20 protein-coding genes and 1 pseudogene are annotated in these 18,393 nt (G+C 69.4%); 7 read left to right on the top strand and 14 right to left on the bottom strand.

All coding sequences use genetic code 11. The features are described from left to right. Window positions 1-2: 2 nt before the first annotated feature. From Q8Q77_RS13545 to Q8Q77_RS13535, 3 genes are read right to left on the bottom strand one after another with little or no spacing between them, the layout of a single operon-like run. Complete coding sequence (locus Q8Q77_RS13545) at window positions 3-581, bottom strand: GDYXXLXY domain-containing protein (protein WP_305584135.1); 579 nt, start codon at window positions 579-581, stop codon at window positions 3-5. Beyond that, the gene (locus tag Q8Q77_RS13540) at window positions 578-1,633 is read right to left on the bottom strand and encodes a DUF2157 domain-containing protein (RefSeq protein WP_305584134.1); all 1,056 of its coding nucleotides are present in this window, start codon (window positions 1,631-1,633) and stop codon (window positions 578-580) included. Before Q8Q77_RS13540 ends, Q8Q77_RS13545 begins: the two co-directional genes overlap by 4 nt. A gap of 55 nt (window positions 1,634-1,688) precedes the next feature. Next, the gene (locus Q8Q77_RS13535) at window positions 1,689-3,302 is read right to left on the bottom strand and encodes an ATP-binding protein (protein WP_305584133.1); all 1,614 of its coding nucleotides are present in this window, start codon (window positions 3,300-3,302) and stop codon (window positions 1,689-1,691) included. 381 nt (window positions 3,303-3,683) lie between these two features. On the opposite strand from Q8Q77_RS13535, the gene Q8Q77_RS13530 reads away from it, so the two are divergent. Beyond that, window positions 3,684-3,959 carry a YjhX family toxin gene (locus Q8Q77_RS13530; RefSeq protein ID WP_305584132.1) on the top strand — a complete coding sequence of 92 codons (276 nt, stop codon included), beginning with the start codon at window positions 3,684-3,686 and terminating at the stop codon, window positions 3,957-3,959. Window positions 3,960-4,008: 49 nt separating this feature from the next. Here the strand turns inward: Q8Q77_RS13530 and rsmD are convergent, their stop codons facing one another. Continuing rightward, a complete protein-coding gene (gene rsmD, locus Q8Q77_RS13525; protein ID WP_305584131.1) occupies window positions 4,009-4,623 on the bottom strand; it encodes a 16S rRNA (guanine(966)-N(2))-methyltransferase RsmD in 615 nt (204 codons plus the stop codon). Between the two features lie 95 nt (window positions 4,624-4,718). Between rsmD and Q8Q77_RS13520 the strand changes: the two genes are divergently transcribed. After that, on the top strand, window positions 4,719-5,516 hold the full coding sequence (locus Q8Q77_RS13520) for an enoyl-CoA hydratase/isomerase family protein (RefSeq protein ID WP_305584130.1): 798 nt from the start codon (window positions 4,719-4,721) through the stop codon (window positions 5,514-5,516). A gap of 1,138 nt (window positions 5,517-6,654) precedes the next feature. On the opposite strand, the pseudogene Q8Q77_RS13515 reads toward Q8Q77_RS13520, so the two are convergent. Then, window positions 6,655-7,323: pseudogene (locus tag Q8Q77_RS13515) on the bottom strand (pseudouridine synthase); the annotation flags it as partial. Between the two features lie 12 nt (window positions 7,324-7,335). Between Q8Q77_RS13515 and tadA the strand changes: the two are divergent. Both tadA and Q8Q77_RS13505 read left to right on the top strand, forming a co-directional pair. After that, window positions 7,336-7,785, top strand: a complete 450-nt coding sequence (gene tadA / locus Q8Q77_RS13510; protein ID WP_305584129.1) for a tRNA adenosine(34) deaminase TadA — start codon at window positions 7,336-7,338, stop codon at window positions 7,783-7,785. A 4-nt stretch (window positions 7,786-7,789) separates the two neighbouring features. Further along, window positions 7,790-8,245, top strand: a complete 456-nt coding sequence (locus Q8Q77_RS13505; RefSeq protein WP_305584128.1) for a DUF6265 family protein — start codon at window positions 7,790-7,792, stop codon at window positions 8,243-8,245. Here the strand turns inward: Q8Q77_RS13505 and Q8Q77_RS13500 are convergent. After that, window positions 8,242-9,954: an alkyl sulfatase dimerization domain-containing protein gene (locus Q8Q77_RS13500; protein WP_305584127.1), complete on the bottom strand. Its 1,713-nt coding sequence runs from the start codon at window positions 9,952-9,954 to the stop codon at window positions 8,242-8,244. The two genes, Q8Q77_RS13505 and Q8Q77_RS13500, sit on opposite strands and share 4 nt — an antisense overlap. 116 nt (window positions 9,955-10,070) lie before the next feature. On the opposite strand from Q8Q77_RS13500, the gene Q8Q77_RS13495 reads away from it, so the two are divergent. Continuing rightward, entirely contained in the window at window positions 10,071-10,928 is an 858-nt protein-coding gene (locus Q8Q77_RS13495; RefSeq protein WP_305584126.1) for an SDR family NAD(P)-dependent oxidoreductase, read from the top strand. Here Q8Q77_RS13495 and Q8Q77_RS13490 read toward each other — a convergent pair. From Q8Q77_RS13490 to Q8Q77_RS13455, 8 genes are all read right to left on the bottom strand, one after another. After that, window positions 10,925-11,461: an NUDIX hydrolase gene (locus Q8Q77_RS13490; protein ID WP_305584125.1), complete on the bottom strand. Its 537-nt coding sequence runs from the start codon at window positions 11,459-11,461 to the stop codon at window positions 10,925-10,927. The two genes, Q8Q77_RS13495 and Q8Q77_RS13490, sit on opposite strands and share 4 nt — an antisense overlap. 2 nt (window positions 11,462-11,463) lie before the next feature. Further along, the gene (locus Q8Q77_RS13485) at window positions 11,464-12,054 is read right to left on the bottom strand and encodes a GNAT family N-acetyltransferase (RefSeq protein ID WP_305584124.1); all 591 of its coding nucleotides are present in this window, start codon (window positions 12,052-12,054) and stop codon (window positions 11,464-11,466) included. Next, window positions 12,051-12,809 carry a sulfite exporter TauE/SafE family protein gene (locus Q8Q77_RS13480; RefSeq protein ID WP_305584123.1) on the bottom strand — a complete coding sequence of 253 codons (759 nt, stop codon included), beginning with the start codon at window positions 12,807-12,809 and terminating at the stop codon, window positions 12,051-12,053. The genes Q8Q77_RS13485 and Q8Q77_RS13480 overlap by 4 nt, the downstream gene beginning before the upstream one ends. 247 nt (window positions 12,810-13,056) lie before the next feature. Then, window positions 13,057-13,581, bottom strand: coding sequence for a GNAT family N-acetyltransferase (locus tag Q8Q77_RS13475; RefSeq protein WP_305584122.1), 525 nt, complete (start codon window positions 13,579-13,581; stop codon window positions 13,057-13,059). Window positions 13,582-13,700: 119 nt separating this feature from the next. Then, complete coding sequence (locus Q8Q77_RS13470) at window positions 13,701-15,014, bottom strand: acyl-CoA dehydrogenase family protein (RefSeq protein ID WP_371130458.1); 1,314 nt, start codon at window positions 15,012-15,014, stop codon at window positions 13,701-13,703. A 193-nt stretch (window positions 15,015-15,207) separates the two neighbouring features. Then, window positions 15,208-15,747, bottom strand: a complete 540-nt coding sequence (locus Q8Q77_RS13465; protein ID WP_305584120.1) for an AAA family ATPase — start codon at window positions 15,745-15,747, stop codon at window positions 15,208-15,210. A 223-nt stretch (window positions 15,748-15,970) separates the two neighbouring features. Beyond that, the gene (locus Q8Q77_RS13460; RefSeq protein ID WP_305584119.1) at window positions 15,971-16,357 is read right to left on the bottom strand and encodes a VOC family protein; all 387 of its coding nucleotides are present in this window, start codon (window positions 16,355-16,357) and stop codon (window positions 15,971-15,973) included. 68 nt (window positions 16,358-16,425) lie between these two features. Continuing rightward, window positions 16,426-16,848, bottom strand: a complete 423-nt coding sequence (locus Q8Q77_RS13455) for a hypothetical protein (protein WP_305584118.1) — start codon at window positions 16,846-16,848, stop codon at window positions 16,426-16,428. A gap of 215 nt (window positions 16,849-17,063) precedes the next feature. Here Q8Q77_RS13455 and groES point away from each other — a divergent pair, with 215 nt between their 5' ends. Both groES and groEL read left to right on the top strand, forming a co-directional pair. Then, on the top strand, window positions 17,064-17,354 hold the full coding sequence (groES, locus tag Q8Q77_RS13450; RefSeq protein WP_305584117.1) for a co-chaperone GroES: 291 nt from the start codon (window positions 17,064-17,066) through the stop codon (window positions 17,352-17,354). 61 nt (window positions 17,355-17,415) lie between these two features. Beyond that, window positions 17,416-18,393 (top strand): chaperonin GroEL (groEL, locus tag Q8Q77_RS13445; protein ID WP_305584116.1); only part of this gene is annotated, 978 nt, incomplete at its 3' end.

The following is an 18,393-nucleotide window of genomic DNA, read 5'->3' as shown; positions in this document are numbered from 1 at the left end:
TCTCACCACCAGGTGAGGTCGGTGCGCTTGCCGTCGAGGATGACGCCCTTGAGGCGGGCGCGGCCGTCCTCGCCCACCGAGATCACCGCGAAGGCCGGGACCGTGCGTCCGCCGCGGCGGACGCGCAGGACCTTCTCCACGGCCTCGGCCTCCTCCTGGTCGGCATGGAAGCGGTCGACGCCGACGTCCAGGGTGACGGCGTTGGCCTCGACGTTGTCGACCATCACCCGCGAGCAGTAGACGCCGCCCTGGACGGCCAGGTCGCCGCCGGCGGCGAGCGCGGCCTGGCGGGTCGCGCCGGATCCGATGAACCTACCGTCGGCGGCGCGCAGCGACAGCCAGCCGCGCTCCCCGAAGGGCTGGGTCCGGGTGGGGCAGGCCTGGCCGGGATCGAGCCTCTGGGTCAGTTGCAGAGCCACATAGTGGCCGGTCAGCAGTTCGCGCGGATCGAACGCCTCCATCGGCAGGGCGACCTCGCGGCCGGCCGCCCGCGCGCGGTCCTCGGAGACCACCAGCACGACCAGCACCGCGACCAGGAACAGGCCCGCGGCGGCGATGCGGAGGGGGAGAGACCTGATCACGCCTTGGCCCTCCCGCGCATCATGAAGCCGGCCGCCAGCGCGATCAGGGCGCAGGCGCCGAACAGGCCGGCCGCCGTCATCAAGCCCAGACCCAGGTCGAACAGGATGGCGCAGACGCCGGCGATCATGGCGACCACGCCGGCTGCGGTGATCATCGGCTGACGGTCGTGCATGCCCAGCGCCACCGCGCCGCCGGCCAGCACCAGCCACGCCGCGCGATGGGCGATCAGCAAGCCGCCCTTCACCTCGTCGAAGCCCGAGACCGCAAACAGCAACAGGGCGCCCCAGACGAACCACAGCATGAAGATCACCGCCGTGCGGCGATCGGAGAGCTGCCGCGTCGCGCCCGCGAGACCCGCCAACGCGGCGGCCCCGGCCAGGAAGCCCGCCGGGCCCCAGCTCCGTTCATAGAGCGAGATCAGGGCCACCAAGCCGACGATTAGGGCGAGGCTGGCCACGTGGGCCAGGGGCTTGCTGTTCCACAGCCAGGCCAGGCCCAGCCCAACGGGGGCGGCGAAGATCAGCCAACGGGTGTTTCCGCCGTCGAACCGCCCGGCGAACTCGCCGATCCCGATCAGCACCAGGGCCGCGATGGCCGCCCCGCTGGAACGTCCGGCGACGGCCAGCAGTCCGGCGGCGAGCCCCGCGCTGCGCAGGGCCCGTTGAGGGTCCCCGGCGATGTCGAAGATCTGGCCGGTCAGGCCGATGGCGGCCGCATAGACCAGGGCCGCCACCATCAGCAGGGTGTTGGTCAGGATCGGTCGAGCGTCGCTCCGCGCGGCCCAGGCCGCCGCGCCGGTCACGCCCAGGAACACCGCCAGGATCAGGACGAAGCGCGCCAGCCGGGGGATCTCGCCCCAGTTGGCGGCGACGAAGGCGATAGTGGCGATACCCAGCAACAGCGCGCCGACCACGCCCAGCGCCACCGAGGCGTCGATCCGCCGCCCGTCGGCGACGCTATCGAGGATCGCCGCGCGATTGTCGGCGGGGACTAGCCCGCCTTCGATCCACGCGTCCAGATCCCGTTGCAGCCGAGCCTTATAGCCCGCCATTCGCGCCTCCCGCCGTCGGCGACGACCCTCGCCCAGACCAGCGGCGGGCGCAACCTCAGGCGGCGACGGCGTCGCGTCCGACCTCGGCGCCGAACAAGGCGTTGATGGCCTCGAGCAGCCGCTCGGCCTTGATCGGCTTCTCCACAACCCCGTCCATCCCCTGGGCGAGATAGTTGGCGGCGTCCCAGGGATCGGCGTTGGCGGTGAGCGCCAGTATGGGGATGTCGGCCAGGGCGCCGGACATGCCCCGGATCTTCCGCGTGGCGGCCACCCCGTCCAGATGGGGCATCTTGATGTCCATCAGGATCAGGTCGAAGCGGCCGCCGGCGGCCGCGGCGACCGCCTGCCGGCCGTCCTCGACGCTCTCGGTGGTGCAGCCGAACATGTCGCAGAGGGTCTCGGCCACCAGCCGGTTGGTGGCGTTGTCGTCGGCGATCAGCACGTGCAGGCCACCGGGACCCTGGCCCAGGTCCGGCTCGGCGGCGATCTCCGCCTCCGTAGGCGCCGGGACGTCGAACAGCGGGAAGTCGAACCGGAAGGTGCTGCCGCCGCCGGCGTTGCACCGCGCCTCGATGGCGCCGCCCATCCTCTCGACGAGCTGGCGGCAGATGGAGAGGCCCAGGCCCGCGCCGCCCTCGCGCACGCCGGCCTCGGTCTGGCTGAAGGGCTGGAAGATGTTCGCCAGGCGATGCTCGGGCACGCCCACGCCGGTGTCCCGGACCCGTCCCTCCAGATAGACGTGGATGTCGTCGCGCCGGACCTTCAGGGTCACCTCGACCCCACCGCGCTGGGTGAACTTCAGCGCATTGCCGATCAGGTTGTTGAACACCTGCTTGATCCGCACCGCGTCGCCCAGCGCCCACTGATCGGGCGCGCCGTCATAGGCGAAGGTCAGGCTGAGGTTCTTCTGTTCGGCCCGAGCGGTCCACAGGGCGGCGAGGTCGGCCAGCAAGGCCGGCGCGCAGAAGCCGTCCTCGGCGAGTTCGAGCTGGCCGGCGTCGGCGCGGGTGAGATCGAGGGCGTCGGTGAGCAGGCGCAGCAGGGTCTGGCCGGAGTCCTGGATGGTCGCGACGTAGGGCTTCAACTCGGGATTGGCGAGCTTGCGCTGCAGGATGTCGGCGATGGCCAGGACCCCGTTCAGCGGCGTGCGGATCTCGTGGCTCATCACCGCCAGGAACTGCGACTTGGCGGTAAGCGCTGTCTGGGCCTCGAGCTTGGCCTGGTTGAGGGTTTCGGCCAGGTGGGTCATCTCCTGGGCGTGCGCGCGGTTGGCGGCGCTGGTCGCCTTCAGCAGCGACAGGGTGGAGCCTACCCCGGCGTAGCGCCCGCCGTTCAGGACGATGAAGCCCTTCATCACCTCGTCCGAGCGGTCGATCAGCACCTCGCCGCAGAACGCGGCGACCTCGGTGTCCCCGTCGGCGACCAGGGGCGCGGCGTTCATCAGCAGCGAGATCGGGCGCAGGGCGTAGAGCGCCCGCCCGTAGTGGGCGGCCATGGCCACGAAGAAGGCGTTGCGCTCCACCAACCCGACGGGGCGGCCCCCCTCGTCGACCACGGCGATGGCCAGGGTCTCCGGTTCGGCCTGGAATCGGTCGTAGACGTCTTGGCCCTGGGTCTGTGGAGAGATGGGCGCGATCGGCTGAATCAGGTCGAGGAGGGTGGCGGTCATGGGGGAGCTTTCCGCTGTTCAAGCGTGGCTGTAGACAACCTCGACTAATGATCGGTGAATCTTACTTCGCCTCGTGCGTTTTATACCTGATCTATGTTGTTATGAAAACGTCACATAAGCGTCATGATTTGCGATATCTTAGATGTTTCGAGAATATTTCCAGTAACCGTAGTGCTACCAGCTTCTGACTGGACGATCTGGCGGAGCTTCGCCATGATCTCCAGGTCCAGACCCGTGAGGAGTTCATGTCTGAGATTGCGTTCGAGGCCCGGGCCTAACCGCCGAACCGGCGTCCTCGTCTGAAATCGGCTGTCAGGTCCGCCGTCCGCGCCCCTCTCCAGGAGCGGGCGCGTGTTTTCACGCCTGACCTCGGACAACCTAGTGAACATATCGAAAGCGCAGCAACGGACGCTGCACGCCCTCGCCCAGGGCGGAACTATCGTGCTGGAACGCGACGAGCGCGGCCGGATCATCTCGGCCCACTGCCAGACCCGCGACGGCTGGGCGCTGGCCGACTGCGACCTCGGGACCTTCAAGGCCTTGAGGAAGAACGGCCTGATCGTCAGCCGGGGCGGCAGCCCCTATCGCATCAATCGCGATGGGCTCGCTAACCTGCGCAGCCAGCTCGACAACCGGACCTCAAGCCGCTTGTGGTGAGCGGGCGCGTTCAGGAAAAGTGGGAACCGGTTTTCCGTTCGAACGCGCCCTACTTTTGAGTGGAGCGGTTTCCGGGCGGCGGACCGGCCTCCACTCCGCCTGAAACCGCTCTAAGGAAATGGACGCGCGCAGCGCCGTAGTCGCGCGCGTCCAACTTCTCGAAGCCGTCCACGCTGAAGTCCGCCTCGTCCGATCCCCGCTCGAAAACGATCAGGGCGCTGGGCGCCAACCAGCCGCCGGCGGCCAGCTTGGCCAGTGCGACCTCCCCCAGGCCCTTGGCGTAGGGCGGGTCGAGGAAGGCCAGATCGAAGGCCGGGCCGTCGCCGCCGGGCCGAACGCCGAGATCGGTGGCGTCGCGGCGATGCACGCGGGTTCGGCCGAACAGGGAGAGCGCGTCGACATTCTCGCGGATGGCGCCGCGTGCGGCCTCGTCGGTCTCCACGAACAGGCAGAAGGCGGCGCCCCGCGACAGGGCCTCGAAACCCAGGGCGCCTGATCCCGCGAACAGGTCGATGACCCGGGCGTCGCGCAATCCCGGCGACCAGGCGGCGTGCTCCAGGATGTTGAACACCGCCTGGCGGGCGCGGTCGGAGGTCGGCCGCGTGGCGTCGCCCGCCGGGGCGACCAGGGCCTTGCCGCGAAATTCTCCCGAGACGATGCGCAAAAGGGGCTCCTTGCCGATTCGCCGCGACCTTGCGGCGCCGCCCCGCGCGATCCAAGCTCGCGCCCAAGCAAAAATAACGATGACGGGAGGATGCGATGGCTCTGGTGAGCGTGGAACGCAAGGCCGGAACGGCCGTGATCACCTACGCCAACCCGCCGCTCGGGACCATGACCGCCCAGGGCTCGGTGGATATCCTGGCGGCCTTCGAAACCTGCGTGGCCGACGACGCGGTGCGGGTGGTGGTGCTGACCGGCGGCCTGCCGGGCATCTTCATCCGCCACTACGACGTGGGCGAGCTCTCGGGCCTGAGCGACACCATCAACCAGCCGCCTCAGCAGCCGTCAGGCGGCCCGCCGCCCCGGGCGGGCGGCGCCTTCGGGGCCTTTGTCGACCTGCTGGCCAGCGCCCCCAAGCCGGTGATCGCGGCCATCAACGGCCTATGCATGGGCGGCGGGTTCGAGATTTCCCTGGCCTGCGACCTGCGGATCGCAGCCCTGGACGCCGCGGCCATCGGCCTGCCCGAGACCCGCGCGGGCATCTTCCCGGGCGGGGGCGGCACCCAGCGCCTGCCCCGTGTCATCGGCGAGGCCAGGGCGCTGGAGATGATCCTGCTGGGCAAGGTGGTCAACGGCGCGAAGGCGGCCGAACTGGGCCTGGTGCACGAGGCGGTCGCCGATCCCCTGGCGCGCGCCCTGGAGATCGCCGCCGAGCTGGAGACCCGCGGCGCCGACGGCCTGGCCTACGCCAAGCGCCTTACACGCGCCGCTTTGGACCGCCCCCTGTCCGAGGGCCTGGCGGACGAGCGCCGGAGCTTCGTGGAGATCCTGAAGACGGCTTCGGCCCGCGAGGGCCTGAGGGCCGCGCGTCCGCCCTCGGCGATCCAGGACCTTTAGGACCCAGACCCTTCGGCCCGAGACCCTTGGGCCCGAGACCTTTGGGCGGGGGCCGGTCGCCGTCGAACGACTTGCCGCGATAGGGCGAGCTCTTGCTCTCGGGGCGCGGCGCGTCGGACCGGGGCGCGCGCGGGCGCTCGAACGACTTGCCGCCGTCCTCGCGCTTGGGCCCGGCCTTGTAGTCGGGGCGAGCGCCGCGCGGCGGTCCGTCGGATCGCGGTGCGCGCGGACGGTCGGACGACGGGGCGCCCTCACGTTTCGGCCCGGCCTTGTAGTCGGGGTGAGGACCGCGCGGCGGTCCGTCGGATCGCGGTGCGCGCGGACGGTCGGACGACGGGGCGCCCTCGCGCTTCGGGCCGGGCTTGTAGTCGCTGCGCGGGGCGTCGGAACGCGGCGGGCGCGGGGCGTCGGAGGCGTAGGCGCGTTTGGGACCTTCGCCGCGAGGCGGACGGTCGGGACCGCGCGGTCCGCCTTCGCGCTTGGGGCCGGCGGGGCGCGGCTTGTCCGACGCATAGGAGCGCGGCCGGTCGGCGGAGGCGCCCTCGCGCTTCGGCCCCGACTTGAAATCGCGGGCCGGACGCGGGCCGTCAGCCGAATAGGGCCGGCGGTCGATCAGGGTGGAGCTCTTCGACTTCGGACGGCCGGCGGGCCGGGACCCGCTCGATCGCTGGGGCGCCGGCGCCGAGGCGACCAGCGGCGCGCCGGGGCTGAAGGTGCGGATTCCGCCGGGCTTGTCGGCGACCAGGCGCGAGGAGCGCGCGCGCGGCGCGAGGGGCACCTCGCCATGGGGCTTGGCGGGCGACGTCGGCGACGTCGGCGAGGCTTCCACACCCGGGCGCGGCGCGCGCTTGCGCTGGCCGGCATGGACCTTGGCTTCGATCTTCGGCGTCGCCCAACCGGACTTGTAGACCGCCTTCTTCTTGGGCTCGGGCGCGCCGGTGCCGCCGGTTCCGCCGGTCGGGGCGCGGCGTCCGCCGCCGGAACGGCCGGCCTTGTCGACGAACAGCGGACGATCGCCTTCGGGCAGGTTGGCCGGGGCGATGTGCTCGGCGAGCTGCTCGCGGATCACGCGGGGGCCGACCTCCTCCACCTGACCCAGTTCGAGGGTCCCAAGGGCGAACGGGCCATAGGACAGGCGGATCAGCCGTCCGACCGTCAGGCCGATGGACTGCATCACCCGGCGGACCTCGCGGTTCTTGCCCTCGGCGAGGGTCACCGTGATCCAGATGTTGGCGCCCTGGGGGCCTTCCTTGGCCTTGTCGATCTTCGCTTCGATCGGGCCGTACTTCACACCCTCGACGGTGACGCCCTCGGCCAGCTTGTCGAGCTCGGCCTGGGTGATCCGGCCCCGGGCGCGGACCCGGTAGCGGCGGACGATACCGTTGGCCGGGCTCTCCAGGGCGCGGGCCAGCTCGCCGTCATTGGTGAGCAGCAGCAGGCCCTCGGAGTTGATGTCCAGCCGCCCGATGGAGATCAGGCGCGGCAGGCCCGGCGGCAGGTGGTCGAACACGGTCGGCCTTCCTTGCGGGTCCTTGTGGGTGGTCAGCAGGTCGATCGGCTTGTGGTAGCGGAACAGGCGCGTTGGCTCGGCCTCGTTCACCACCTTGCCGTCGACGGTGAGCACATCGCCGGGCTCCACCTTGATCGCCGGCGTGGTCAGCACCTCGCCGTTGAGGGCGACGCGGCCGGCCTCGATCAGCTTTTCGACGTCTCGGCGGGAGGCGACTCCGGCGCGGGCCAGGGCCTTTGCGACGCGCTCTCCTTGACCGGGAGCCGTCTCATCGTTGTCTTGGGGGTCGTGGATCATGATCAACGCACCATGCGCATCGCGCTTCAAGCCGCGCAAGACGCCGCCGCACGTGGCGAAACGCCCGTGGGCGCCGTCGTCGTCGATCCGGCGACCGGCGAAGTGGTCTCGATCGGGGCCAACGGACCCATCGGCGCGCACGATCCCACGGCCCACGCCGAGATCGTCGCCCTGCGCGCGGCGGCCGCAAAGCTGGGCAATTACCGCCTCACCGACCTGACCCTGGTGGTGACGCTGGAGCCCTGCGCCATGTGCGCCGGGGCCATCAGCCACGCCCGGATCGGGCGGTTGGTGTTCGGGGCGGAGGACGCCAAGGGCGGCGCCGTGGTCCATGGTCCGAAATTCTTCGACCAGCCGACCTGCCACTGGCGGCCGGCGGTGGTTGGCGGCGTACTGGCGGAAGAAAGCTCGGCCCTGCTGAAGGGGTTCTTCCAGGCGCGGCGCGGGAAAGCGAAGGGATAGCCACATGCGAAACATCGTCTTGGCGGGTCTGCTGCTGGCCGCCGGGTCCGCCCAGGCCGCGCCGGCGGACGACGTCCAGGCGCTGGCCTGGATGGCTGGAACCTGGGCCCACGAGGCCGGCGGCGTGACCGTGCGGGAAACCTGGCTAGCGCCCATCGGCGGCGCCATGGCCGGGGCGGCCCAGACCAACCGGCCCGGCAAGCGCCCCAGCCTGGAGTTCACCAGCATCACCACCGAGCCGGGGGGCGCGACCTTCACCGCCCGTGTCGGGACCCAGCCGCCGACGCCCTTCGTGCTCAAGCCGGGCCCGGCCGGCGAGGCGGTGTTCGAGAACTTGGCCCACGACTTCCCGCAGCGGGTGATCTACCGCCGGTGCGGCGAAGACCTGTGCGCCCGGGTCGAGGGGACCATGGACGGCAAGCTCGAGGGCGAGGACTGGCGCTACACGCGCGTCCGCTAGCCCCGGAAGAGGTCGAGGAAGGCGGCGAGGTCGCCTGGCGAGCCTTTCTCGATCCTGACCTTGCCGGAGGCGAGGGCCGCCTGCATGGCCGCCGGCGAGGCAAGCGCGCCGATCCAGTCGGCCTTGGCCGCGGCCACCACCAGGGGGACCTCGGCCGCCACGCCCGAGGAGGTCTCCGCCACCCCGCGCCGCACGCCGATGGTCCAGTCGCCCTCGCCCGCCAGCTTCAGCCCCATGGCCCGCTCGACCTGCGCGGCCTTCTCGGCGTTGAGCCGCACCGGGAAGGTGGCGACGAGGGCGGCGGCGGGCAGGCCCGCGGCCTGGGAGCCCTGGCGCGCGCCGGTCACCTGGGCCCAGCCGGGCGCCTTCTTCTCCAGCTCGGCGGCGCGCTGCAGGTAGTAGTTGCGGCCGTTGGGCGAGACGCTGTCATAGCCGAGCTGGCGCAGGGCTCTGGCCTGCAGGGCGTCGGCCTGGGGCTTGAGCGCCGGGTCGGCGCGGCCGACATAGCCGGTCAGTTCGGCGGTCCACTTCCAGCGGCCCTGGTCGTAGGCGGCCTGGGCCTGGGCCAGCGCGGGCGCCGCACCGCCGGCCAGGGCGACGATCTGCGCGGCGCGAACGTCAGGTGCGTCGAAGGACAGGCTCGCCGGATCACCGCCGAACCAGCCCATGTATCCGGTGACCACCGAGCGCACCGACCACTCCACCGTGCCGTAGTGCTCGAAGAGGTAGGGATCGGCGGCTAGGTGGGCCGGCAGCCTCACCTTCTCGACGATCTCGTCGGGGCTGAGGCCCGCGTTCATCCAGCGCACCGCCTGGTCGTGGGTGAAGCGGATGGCGTCACGATAGTTGGTCAGCGTGCCCATGATCGCGGGCGCGCCGACGATGGGCCGGGTGTGCGAGGGGACCAGGACGTCCGGCTTCAGCGCCCTCATCCGGTCGACGGATGCCGCCCACTGGACGGGGTCGCGGTAGCTGGTGCCGCGGATCGTATAGAGGTTGGGGAAGGCCTTGTAGACGTTGTCGCCTGGGAACAGAATCTTGCGCGCCGGCATCCAGACCAGGATCTGGTCCTCGGTCTCGCCGGGGGCATGCTCCAGCACGAAGCGCTCGCCGCCGAGTGTCAGCTCCAGGCGGTCCTTGAACACCGTGTTCGGCGCGATGAATCCGCCCGCTCCGCCGCCGCCGAAGGCCGAGAGGTAGGGGCCGATCCCCACATTGACGAAGCCGTCGGGCGTCCCCTTGGGCAGGAAGACGCCGTACATCCGGGCGGCCCGGGCCGCGACGGCCGGGGCGGCGACCCCGTTCCACTTGGCGGCCTCGCGCAGGAGGGTCTCGTGGGCGATCACCCTTCCGCCCTTGGCGAGCGGGAAGCCTGCCGCACCGTTGATATGGTCGTTGTGGTTGTGGGTGTAGATGATCGCCACCACGGGCTTGCCGCCGGCGCGCGGGGCGAACTCGGCCCAGACCTTCTTGGCCTCTTCCAGGCTGTCGGTGGTGTCGATGATCACCACGCCGGTCTTGCCCACCACCATGATCGAGTTGGCGATGCCGTAGCCGACGGCGGAGAACACGCCCGGCGCGGGTTCGTAGGTCTTGGGCGGGGCGAACTCGGCGGTGTGGGCTGCGAGCGACGGTGCGATGCGCGGACCCGGCTCCTGGGCGTGAGCGGCGCCGGCCAGGCCGGCCGCAAGAACGATGGCGCGGATCATGTCGTTTTCCCCCAGGGCGCTGTTCCTGGACGCTTGCCAGCATCCATACCGGGTCCAATGATAGGGCCATAATTAGATCATTCGGGAGCGACGTCATGGGTCTGTTGGATGGGAAGGTGGCGATTGTCACGGGCGCCGGCGGCGGTTTGGGCGAGGCCTACGCCAAGCTGTTCGCCAAGGAGGGCGCCTCGGTCGTCGTGAACGACCTGGGCGGATCGCGGGACGGCTCCGGGTCGGGCACGAGCGCGGCGGCCCAGAAGGTGGTCGACGATATCGTGGCGGCGGGCGGCAAGGCGGTGGCCAACGGCGATGACGTCTCGACCATGGAAGGCGGCGAGAACATCGCCAAGACGGCGCTGGATAACTTCGGCCAGATCGACATCTTGGTCTGCAACGCTGGCATCCTGCGCGACAAGACCTTCGCCAACACCTCTGAACAGGACTGGGACCTGGTGGTGAAGGTCCACCTGAAGGGCACCTACTGCTGCACCATGCCGGTCTGGAAGTGGATGAAGGACAACGGCAAGCCCGGCGCCATCGTCATGACCAGCTCGACCTCGGGCCTCTACGGCAATTTCGGCCAGTCCAATTATGGGGCGGCCAAGGCCGGCATCTACGGCTTCATGCGCGTGCTCTCCATCGAGGGGCGCAAGTACGGCATCCGGGTCATGGGCCTGGCGCCGGGCGCCTTCACCCGCATGACCTCCGACCTCCCCGGCCGCCAGGGCAAGGAGCCCGACGCCATGAGCCTGCCGGAGAACATCGCGCCCGGCGTGCTCTACATGGTTTCCGACCTGGCCGCCGACCATGGCGGCAAGGTGCTGGGCGTCTCTTCGCGCGGGGTGCGGGAGATCAAGATGCTGCAGACCGACGGCTTCCAGCCCGGCCGGCCCTATACCGCCCAGGAGGTGGCCGAGCACGCGAACGAGGTGTTCTTCCCCACCGCGCCCGAACGCACGGCGGCCAGCGCTTAGACGCGCGCCGCCGTCGCCCTGGCCAGGATCGTCCGCTGTTCAAGCGTCAGGGTAGCGAGCGCACGGGAGATCGGAACCAAGCGCGAGCCGGTCTCGATCTCGCCTTCCCGCTTGAGCGACGCGCGCCGGTAGGCGCCCGCTTCGCCGGCGAACAGTAGGTGAAGGAAATCGGGATAGGGGTACCGGTAGCCGTCCGGCCTGGCGCTGAGGTGGCGGAAGTGGATCATGCCGAACAGCCGCGGCTCCGGCATGGTCCAGCCGCACTCCTCGAGCAGTTCGCGCCGAAGGGTCTGAGCGATGGTCTCTCCGGGCTCCATGCGGCCACCTGGCATGATGTGGGTTTCTATGGCGTCATCGACCACCATGACCTTGGCGCCCTTGAACACCACGCCGCGCACCGAGGTGACCAGCTCGGCGGGGGGCGGCTCGTCGCAGGCATAGACCTTGACAGCCAGCCGCACGGCCCCGCCCCACTGAGTGGTCCCCTCATAGATGGAGGAACGCCCGGTGATGAAGGCGTCGAGGTCGCTCACCGCTAGGCCTCGAACGCCGCCAGCCGGGCGTCCAGGCGATCGCGGACGCCCGGCCATTCGTCGTCGAGGATCGAGAAGACCACCGTGTCTCGGATGCGGCCGGTCCAGGTGGCGCGGTCGCGCCGCAGAATCCCCTCCTGCACCGCGCCCATCTTCAGCACCGCGGCGCGCGAGCGGGCGTTGATGGCGTCGACGCGGTAGACCACCCGCCGCGCGCCGGCCTCGAAGGCGTGGGTCATCATCAGCCGCTTGGCCGCCGGATTGGTCGCCCCGCCCCGGAAGTCGGGGTGATAATAGGTGCCGCCGACCTCCACCGAGGCGTTGACCGCGTCCGCGCCGAGGAAGCAGGTCATGCCCACGCAGCGCCCCTCGACCACCACGGCGTAGTGCATCCAGACGCCGGTCGCGCGGTCCTTGGGCATCTGCTCGTCGAAGCGTTTGTCGAAGGCCTCGCCCAGCATTGAATAGGGATAGAGGTCGTGGAACAGGGCGGGATCGGCGGCGCAGGCCGCGCGCAGGTCTTCCTTGTGGACCTGCGCCATGGGCTCCAGCCGCACGAAGCGGTTCTCCAGGACCTGCGGTTCGATCTTCATCCGGCGCCTCTCATGAACAGTTGAGCGGCCTGGATCAGATAGACGACGCCGACCCCCGTCACGATCCACTTCGTCCAGGACTTGAAGTCCACATCGGTCATCCGGTCGAGGATCTTGCCGCCCAGGAAGGTGCCGCACATCGACAGCGGGATGGCGACGGCGAAGAGTTGCCACGGCGGCATGTCCTGGCTGGGGGTGGTCAGCAGCGGCGCGCCATAGACCACGATCTTGGCCAGGTGGGCGAAGACCTGGGTGGCGGCCTTGGTGGCGACGATGGCGTGGCGGGTCAGCACCGTGCGAACGAAGAAGACGTCGAGCAGCGGCCCCGCCACGCCGGCCAGCAGGTTAAGGCCGGTCACCACGAAGCCCGAGGCGAAGGCGTGGACCGGCTTGGCGGCGTCCAGCCGCAGCCAGCTCTTCGGCAGCCAGACCAGGCCCGGCACCAGGCCAAGCGCCAGGTAGAGCAGGCCCTTGGAGGGCACGACGGAGATCAGCGCCACCAGCAGCCCGGCCAGCAGGGAGGCGGCCGCGTACCAGCCGACGATGTCCCAGCGCACATGCCGGGCGTGAAGCACCGCGCGCCAACCGTTGGCGAAGAGCTGCAGGATCCCATGGGTGACGAAGGCCGCCGAGACCGGCAGGACCACGGCCAGGGCCCCCATCAGGACGAGGCCCCCGGCCATGCCGAAGACCCCGGACAGGGTGGCGGTGACAAACGCCATCACCACGATGAAAATGGCCGCGAGACTGTTCACTGGTCGTCCTCCGGGTTGCGACCCGCGCCCAGTGGGGTGGGCACAGGCCACCCCCGTTCGCGGATCTGCTGCGCTTCGCGCGCGAAAATGTGCGGGTCCGCCCGCGCACCTTCCGGAGGAAGGCGATGCGCCCAAGGGCCGCCGGTCGCGGCGGGAGCCGGGGATCACGCCACCGCCGATCCGACCCGGCCCCTCTCGGAGCACGGCCCGTTTCTAGCCCGAACAAGCGGAGCCGTCGAGCGCGGGGCTAGATGTCCTTGTAGAAGACGACCGTGCCGCAGAGCGTCCCGTCGGGCAGCAGGGCATAGCCCGGTATAACGCCCACCCGCCGCCAGCCCAGGCGCGTATAGAGGCGTTCGGCGGCCTCGCCCTCGACCGTGTCGAGGGTCAGCAAGCTCTTGCCCAGGTCGCGGCCCGCCTGCTCGGCGGCGCGCATCAGCGCCTCTCCGACGCCGCGGCGGCGGCCTCGGCGATGGACCAGCATCTTGGCCACATCAGCGCGGTGCGGCTGGTTGGGAGCCCCGGCGGGGATCACTTCGACGACGCCGAACGGGCCGGCCTCGTCCTCGGCCATGATCACCGCGCGGCCGTCGACGGCCTGGGCCAGCGCCACCCCGTCCCAGAAGGCGACCGCTTCGGCCAGTGTCATGTCGGCCATGAAGGAGACCGAGGCGCCTCCCTCTACGCAGTCCTTGAGGATGGCTCCCAGCACGGGCGCCGCGGCGCGGGTCTCGGCGGGGGCGAGGCGGCGGATGCGGACGGGGTCGGTCATGGACCGATCGCTACACCGGGAGAGGTGGCGGCGTCACGCCCCCGGAACGGAACAGGCCCCCGCGTGTGTTCCAACGCGGAGGCCTGACCAGGATTGGAGCAGGCGCGCCTGCCGGAAGCCTAGCTGCGGAAGACCGCGGCCATCGAGTTGTCGACCGGCATCTCGCGATACTGGCGCAGCTCGTTGCGGCCCACGACCATGTGGTGGACCTCGTCGGGGCCGTCGGCGATCCGCAGGGTGCGGGTGTTGGCGTACATCTTGGCCAGCGGGGTGTGCTGCGACACGCCGAGCGCGCCGTGCATCTGAATGGCCTGGTCGATGATCTGGCAGACCTTCTCCGGCACCATGGCCTTGACCATGTGGATCCAGATGCGGGCTTCCTGATTGCCCAGGACGTCCATGGCCTTGGCCGCCTTCAGCACCATCAGGCGCATGGCCTCGATGTCGATGCGCGCGCGGCTGATGATCTCGATATTGCCGCCCAGTTGCACGAGGGGCTTGCCAAAGGCCTCGCGGGTCAGGCCGCGGGTGACCATCAGGTCGAGCGCCTTTTCGGCCGAACCGATGGCGCGCATGCAGTGGTGGATCCGGCCGGGGCCGAGGCGCAACTGGCTGATCTCGAAGCCGCGGCCCTCGCCCAGCAGCATGTTCGACGCGGGCACGCGGACGTTGTCGAAGATGATGTGCATGTGGCCGTGCGGCGCGTCGGGATCGCCGAACACGTGCTGCGGGCCGACGATCCTCACGCCGGGCGCGTCGGTGGGGACCAGGATCTGCGACTGGCGCAGGTTGGGCGGGCCGTCAGGGCTAGTCTGGACCATGGTGATCATGATCTTGCAGCGCGGGTCGCCGGCGCCCGAGATGTAGTGCTTCTCGCCGTTGATCACATACTCGTCGCCCACCAGGGTGGCGCGGGTGTTGACGTTCTTGGCGTCCGAGGAAGCCGAGTTCAGCTCGGTCATGGCGAAGGCCGAGCGGATCTTGCCTTCCAGCAGGGGCTCCAGCCACTGCTTCTTCTGGGCCGGGGTGCCGACGCGCTCCAGCACTTCCATGTTGCCGGTGTCCGGGGCGGCGCAGTTCATGGTTTCCGACGCCAGCCGGTTCTTGCCCAGCTCCACGGCGATATAGGCGTAGTCTAGGTTCGACAGGCCCTCGCCGGTCTCGGCGTTGGGCAGGAAGAAGTTCCACAGGCCCGCGGCCTTGGCCTTGTCCTTGGCCGCTTCCAGCGCTTCCAGCTGGCCGGGCGCATAGGACCAGATGTTCGGGTTGCCTTCGCCCAGCCGGTGGAACTCCTCGCTCATCGGCTCGACGACGTCCTTGATGAACGCCTTCACCTTGTTGAGCAGCGGCAGCGCCTTTTCCGACATCCGCAGGTCGTTGAGTTCGTCCATCGGGTTCAGCTTGAAGCTGGAATCCGCCCGGTCCGCGGTCATGGTCATTTTGTCTCTCCCATAGCGGTTGTTGCGATCGGACCCCACGTCGCGGCGCCCTGGTCGTCGGGCAGCCGCCTCGCGCCCGAAAGGATAGGCCAACAGCTTTGCCCTGATATTGAACGAAAATCAAACAAGCGTTTTAATTTTTCGCTGTAAATATCCAGGGGAACCGGGCGCGCCGCGCGGTCGCCCCTCAGCTCACACGCAGCTGCCCCGAACCGAGCGCCTCGCACGCCAGCGCCACGCTGGCCGCGAGGTCCAGGCCGGTGGTGTCCAGCACGTGGCGCTCGAAGGCGGCGAGGTCGGCGAACTGGTCCCACATCGCGCCGATGACCTGCTCGTCGCGCATGGGGTGGCCTTCGCGGCCGGTCCCGCGGGCGAGCGCGGTGGCGCGGTCGGGGCGCAGGACCATGTAGTCGAAGGGCACGCCCGCGCCGCGCGCGGCGTCGGCGAAGACCGGCACGAACCAGGGGCCGACGACGCCGTCCAGGAACACCGGATAGCCCTGCGCCAGGCTCACGGCGCCGGCGGCCATGGCGCGCATGACGATCATGTTCTGGTCGCGGGACTCCGGCTTCCAAGGCGGGATATGGCCCTTGGCGAACCAGGCCCATATGTCGTCGGAATGCATGTGCAGCGCCGCCTCGCCGGGCCAGTCCATGGCCAGCCGGCGGGCGAGCGTGCTCTTGCCCACCCCCGGCGATCCGGTGACGATCACCAGCCGTCCATGCATGAGAATCCCCCGATCGCGCCTGCGTATCGGTCGATCATAGCCCAAGCCGCGGGAAGCCCCCGAACGGCGGGGTTCAGGCGTAGAGGGGCGCGGGTAGGGTCAGGACGATCGCCATGGCCGCCGTCAGCAGGACGGCGAGCGCGAGCGTCAATTTCATTAGCAGCATCATGACCGGCGAGATAGGGACGCCGCAGCCCCCGCGCCAGTTAAGCTTTCGACAGATTTATTGAGGCGCGTGACAGACCGCCTCAATGTTGTGCCCGTCGGGATCGAGCACGAAGGCGCCGTAATAGTTCGGATGGTAGTGCGCCCGCACGCCGGGCGGACCATTGTCGGTCCCGCCGGCGGCGATGGCCGCGGCGTAGAAGGCGTCCACCTTGGCGCGCTCGCCGGTGGCGAAGGCGACATGCAGCCGGCCCGTGGCGGCCCCGCCGGTCCCGATCCAGAAATAGGGCTTGCCCTCGGAGCCGTAGCCCATGTGGTTCTCGCCGCCCGCCAGCTCAGGCGGCACCTCCATGACCTTGGCGATGCCCAGGGGCTCTAGGGCGGAGTCGAAAAAGGCGCGCGCCCTGGCGAAGTCGCTGACGGTCAGGCCGATATGGTCGAGCATGGAATCCTCACGGTTGCGGTGAAGCCAAGCCTAGCGCCCTCCGCACCGGAATCTGTCAGCAGGCCGGCCTATTTCGACGCCAGTTGGTCGGCGCCCGCACAGGCGGCGGCCAGCAGGGCGCGGTCCTCGGCGCTCTTGGGCGGATTGGCGTTGCCCGTGCGCCAGTTGGCTGACAGCTCGAGCGGCTTGGTCGGGGCGTAGGAGCCGATCATGATCACGGTCTTGCCCTTGCAATCCAGGCCCACGACGTTACCGACGCCGTCCGGCTTGCCGGGACCCGAGGGACCCAGTCGCGGCTCGGCGCCCGGCTTGCTGATCGCCTGCATCACCACCACCCGGCCGCTCTGGACGTCGCGGTAGCTGTAGTCGGTGTCGATGGCCCATTGCAGGCCCTTGCCGTTGGGGGTCCCGTAGGGCTTCCAGGTCTCAGCCTGGGCGGCGGACGCGGCGGCCATGACGGATAGGGCGGCGATCGCAATGACGCGGCGCATGGAAATACTCCTGGTTCAAATTCCCTCGACACGACCCTATCCGGCCACATCGGCGAGCGCCAATCGGAATCCATTCCCCTAGCTCAGCTTGACTCCGCGCCCCCTCGAGCCTACCTCCCGCCCAGCGTTAGCACTCAAGGGCGCCGGCTGCTAACGGCCGGCCCACGGCGCTCTCGCCACAGCATTTCAACCGTTCCGAACGGAGACTAAAAGATATGGCGTTTCGTCCTCTGGGAGACCGCGTCCTCGTGAAGCGTGTCGAGGAAGAAGAAAAGACCAAGGGCGGGATCATCATTCCCGACACCGCCAAGGAGAAGCCGCAGGAGGGCAAGGTGATCGCCGTGGGCCCCGGCAAGGTCACCGACGACGGCAAGACGCTTCCCCTCGCGGTGAAGGCAGGCGACCGAATCCTCTTCGGCAAGTATTCCGGCAGCGAGGTCAAGCTGGACGGCGAGGAATACCTCATCATGAAGGAGGAGGACGTCCTCGGCATCCTCGGCTCGTGAACGAGCGGCTCAAGCTCGGCCGCTGTCAAACCATTCGTGCGCACTCGGGAGGAACGTAGCCATGCCCAAGCAGATCCTGTTCAACGAGGAAGCTCGCGCCGCGCTCTTGCGCGGGGTCAACATCATGTCGCACGCCGTCAAGGCCACGCTGGGGCCGAAGGGGCGGAACGTCGTCATCGACAAGAAGTTCGGGAGCCCCACCATCACCAAGGACGGTGTGACCGTCGCGAAGGAAATCGCGCTGAAAGACCCCAACCAGGATCTGGGGGCCCAGATGATCAAGGAGGTCGCCGCCAAGACCTCGGACGTGGCTGGCGATGGGACGACCACCGCGACCGTGCTCGCCCAGGCGATCTTCCGCGAGGGGATCAAGAACGTGACGGCGGGCGCGAACCCGATGGGCCTGAAGCGGGGGATCGAGCAGGCGGTCGACACGGTGGTCGAGGAGCTGAAGCACATGTCCAAGGCCACCAAGGATAAGAAGGAGATCGCCCAGGTCGCCACGATCGCCGCCAACAACGACAAGACGATCGGCAACTTGATCGCTGAGGCCATGGAGAAGGTCGGCAAGGACGGCGTCATCACCGTCGAAGAAGCCAAGGCGATGGAGACCACCCTCGAGGTGGTCGAGGGGATGCAGTTCGACCGCGGCTACCTCTCGCCCTACTTCGTGACGAATGCGGAGCGGATGGAAGTGGTGCTGGAGGACGCCCTCGTCCTCATCCACGAGAAGAAGCTCAGCGTGATGAAGGACATGCTGCCGCTGCTCGAGCAGGTCGCCCGGGCGGGCAAGCCGTTCCTCATCATCGCCGAGGAGCTGGAGGGCGAGGCCTTGGCGACCCTGGTGGTCAACAAGCTCCGCGGGACGCTCGCCTGCTGCGCCGTCAAGGCGCCGGGCTTCGGCGATCGCCGCAAGGCCATGCTCGAGGACATCGCGGTGCTCACGGGCGGCAAGGCCCTGACGGAAGACCTGGGCGTCAAGCTCGAGAACATCAAGATCGAAGACCTCGGCAAGGCCAAGAAGATCACGATCGACAAG

The sequence above is a fragment of the Phenylobacterium sp. genome (assembly GCF_030698145.1).
Classification (GTDB): domain Bacteria; phylum Pseudomonadota; class Alphaproteobacteria; order Caulobacterales; family Caulobacteraceae; genus Phenylobacterium.
This window is presented reverse-complemented; position numbering and strand designations above follow the sequence as displayed.

What these genes read in the sequence shown, in the direction of transcription:
- Q8Q77_RS13535 (WP_305584133.1), bottom strand. Translation starts at nt 3,302, where the DNA reads ATGACCGCCACCCTCCTCGACCTGATTCAGCCGATCGCGCCCATCTCT.
- groES (WP_305584117.1), top strand. Translation starts at nt 17,064, where the DNA reads ATGGCGTTTCGTCCTCTGGGAGACCGCGTCCTCGTGAAGCGTGTCGAG.
- Q8Q77_RS13465 (WP_305584120.1), bottom strand. Translation starts at nt 15,747, where the DNA reads ATGCATGGACGGCTGGTGATCGTCACCGGATCGCCGGGGGTGGGCAAG.
- Q8Q77_RS13460 (WP_305584119.1), bottom strand. Translation starts at nt 16,357, where the DNA reads ATGCTCGACCATATCGGCCTGACCGTCAGCGACTTCGCCAGGGCGCGC.
- Q8Q77_RS13500 (WP_305584127.1), bottom strand. Translation starts at nt 9,954, where the DNA reads ATGATCCGCGCCATCGTTCTTGCGGCCGGCCTGGCCGGCGCCGCTCAC.
- Q8Q77_RS13470 (WP_371130458.1), bottom strand. Translation starts at nt 15,014, where the DNA reads ATGACCGCGGACCGGGCGGATTCCAGCTTCAAGCTGAACCCGATGGAC.
- Q8Q77_RS13540 (WP_305584134.1), bottom strand. Translation starts at nt 1,633, where the DNA reads ATGGCGGGCTATAAGGCTCGGCTGCAACGGGATCTGGACGCGTGGATC.
- Q8Q77_RS13485 (WP_305584124.1), bottom strand. Translation starts at nt 12,054, where the DNA reads ATGAAGATCGAACCGCAGGTCCTGGAGAACCGCTTCGTGCGGCTGGAG.
- Q8Q77_RS13455 (WP_305584118.1), bottom strand. Translation starts at nt 16,848, where the DNA reads ATGCGCCGCGTCATTGCGATCGCCGCCCTATCCGTCATGGCCGCCGCG.
- Q8Q77_RS13505 (WP_305584128.1), top strand. Translation starts at nt 7,790, where the DNA reads ATGCGAAACATCGTCTTGGCGGGTCTGCTGCTGGCCGCCGGGTCCGCC.
- Q8Q77_RS13475 (WP_305584122.1), bottom strand. Translation starts at nt 13,581, where the DNA reads ATGACCGACCCCGTCCGCATCCGCCGCCTCGCCCCCGCCGAGACCCGC.
- tadA (WP_305584129.1), top strand. Translation starts at nt 7,336, where the DNA reads ATGCGCATCGCGCTTCAAGCCGCGCAAGACGCCGCCGCACGTGGCGAA.
- Q8Q77_RS13520 (WP_305584130.1), top strand. Translation starts at nt 4,719, where the DNA reads ATGGCTCTGGTGAGCGTGGAACGCAAGGCCGGAACGGCCGTGATCACC.